At 73.9% G+C, this 2701-nt stretch carries 1 protein-coding gene; it reads left to right on the top strand.

Annotation, left to right across the window (positions count from 1 at the left end; all coding sequences use genetic code 11):
• A partial coding sequence (locus AB0G02_RS34395) for an SDR family NAD(P)-dependent oxidoreductase (protein ID WP_360802823.1) occupies positions 1-2701 on the top strand: 2701 nt, incomplete at both ends.

Raw genomic sequence — 2701 nt, 5'->3', positions numbered from 1 at the left:
CGTCGTCAAGGCCCCGGACGAGTTCGGACGCCGGGCCGTCACGATCCACACCCAGGACGACGCCGACGGTCCCTGGACCAGGCACGCCACCGGCGTCCTGTCCGCCGACGAGCCCGCCCCGGTGGTCGGTGTCGATTGGCTCCCCGCCAATGCCACCCCGCTGGACGTCGAAGGCCTCTACGACCGCCTGGCCGCGGCCGGTCTCGACTACGGTCCCGCGTTCCAGGGGCTGCGCGCCGCCTGGCGGCACGGGAACGACCTGTACGCCGAAGTTGCGCTGCCGGAGGGCACCGACGTCGACGGCTACCCGGTGCACCCCGCGCTCCTCGACGCAGCCCTGCACTCGCTGGCCCTCACCCGGGAAGGCGGTGACGTCGAGCTGCCCTTCGCGTGGTCCGGCGTCCGGTTCCACGCCACCGGTGCCGCGGTTCTGCGCGTCCGGCTCCAGGGGCTCGACCGGCGGACGGTCTCCCTGACCGCGACGGACGACACGGGCGCACCGGTCGTCACCGTGCGCGGACTCACCACGCGGCCCGGTGGGACGGGACACCGCGACGCCCTCTACCGCCTGGAGTGGCCCTCCGCCCCACTCTCCGAGGTGCCGCCGTCCCTCGACGGCTGGGCGGTGCTCGGTGCCGATCCCCTCGGTCTGGCCGCGCGGTTCGAGCTCCCGGCGCACGCGGATCCGGCGGCGTTCAGCGACGGGACGCCTGAGGTCGTGCTGTTCCCGTGTGAACGGTCGAGCGTCCACGAGGTGCTGGCCACCTTGCAGCGCTGGTTGGCCGACGACCGCCTCCTCGACTCGAAGCTCGTACTGGTGAGCCGCAACGCCGTGGCCACCCGAGCCGCCGAGGACGTGCCGGACCCGGCCGCGGCGTCGATCTGGGGCCTGGTCCGGGTGGCGCAGTCGGAGAATCCCGACCGGTTCACGCTGATCGACGTGGACGGGACGTCGTCCGGCGCCGTGCCCGCCGCCGTGGCCTCGGGTGAGCCGCAGCTCGCGCTGCGCGACGGGATCGCCAGGGTTCCCCGGCTCGCTCCGGCCGGCCCCGGTGACGTGCTGTCACCGCCTGCCGGGGCTGCGGGGTGGCGGCTGGAGGTGACGCGCAAGGGCTCCCTGGATGACGTCGCCCTGGTCGCGCACGACATCGCGCCGCTGGAACCCGGTCAGGTCCGGGTCGCCGTGCGCGCCGCCGGGCTCAACTTCCGGGACGTGCTCATCACGCTGGGCATGTACCCGGACGAGAACGCGCTGTTGGGCAGCGAGGGCGCGGGCGTGGTCCTCGAAGTCGGTCCGGACGTCACAGGTTTCGCGCCGGGTGACCGGGTGATGGGGCTGCTGTCAGGTGGTCTGGGACCGGTCGCGGTCACCGACCACCGCGTGCTCGTCCCCATGCCTCAGGGCTGGTCGTACGCGCAGGCGGCGACCGTGCCGATCGTGTTCCTGACCGCCTACTACAGCCTGGTCCGGCTGGCCGACACCCGGCCGGGCGAGTCGTTGCTGATCCACGCGGCGACCGGTGGTGTCGGCATGGCCGCCACGCAGCTCGCCCGGCACCTGGGTCTGGAGGTGTTCGCCACCGCGAGTCCGGCGAAGTGGCCCGTGCTGCGGTCGCTGGGCTACGACGACACCCGGGTGGCGTCGTCGCGCACGCTCGACTTCGAACAGCGGTTCCTCGCCGCCACGGACGGGAGCGGCGTCGACGTCGTGCTGAACTCGCTGGCCGGCGAGTTCGTCGACGCGTCGCTGCGGCTGCTGCCGCGTGGCGGGCGGTTCCTGGAGATGGGCAAGACCGACGTCCGCGATCCCGACCGGGTCGCCCGGGACCACCCCGGCGTCGCCTACCGGGCGTTCGACATGGCCGCCGAGGCCCCCGAGGTCATCCAGGAGATGCTGACCGAGTTGGTGGCGCTGTTCGAGCGGGGCGTGCTCCACCCGCTGCCGGTGACCGCGTGGGACGTCCGGCGTGCCCCGGAGGCGTTGCGGTACCTGAGCCAGGCCCGGCACACCGGCAAGCTCGTCCTCACCCTGCCCTCCCGGCTTGATCCTGACGGCACTGTCCTGGTCACGGGAGGGACCGGCGCGTTGGGTCGCCTGGTTGCCCGGCACCTGGTCGAGGCGCACGGCGTGCGGCACCTGCTGCTGGCCGGTCGACGTGGACCCGACGGGGCCGAGGATTTGCGCGCCGCACTCACCGCGCTCGGCGCGCACGTCGACATCCGGTCCTGCGACGTGTCCGACCGGCAGGCGTTGAGCGGCCTGCTGGCCGGAGTTCCCGCCGAGCACCCGCTGACCGCGGTCGTCCACACCGCCGGCGTGCTGGCGGACGCCACGATCCCGGCCCTCACCGACACCGACCTCGACACCGTCGCGGGACCCAAAGCCGAGGGCGCGTGGCACCTCCACGAGTTGACGGCCGGGCTGAACCTGGACGCGTTCGTCCTGTTCTCCTCCATCGCGGGCGTGGTCGGGGCACCCGGCCAGGGCAACTACGCCGCCGCGAACGCCTCACTCGACGCCCTGGCCGCCCACCGCGCCGCACGGGGACTGCCCGCGACCAGCCTGGCCTGGGGTCCGTGGGCGTCGTCGGAGGGGATGGCGGGACAGGAGGGGGTCAAGGTCGGTCGCGGCGGCGCGGTCCCGTTGTCCGCCGAACGCGGGCTCGCCCTGCTCGACGCCGCGCTCGACCGGCCGGACGCC

Source organism: Actinosynnema sp. NPDC023658, assembly GCF_040639995.1.
GTDB lineage: Bacteria > Actinomycetota > Actinomycetes > Mycobacteriales > Pseudonocardiaceae > Actinosynnema.
Note: the sequence above shows the minus strand (reverse complement) of the source record. Positions and strands in the feature narration are given on the sequence as shown.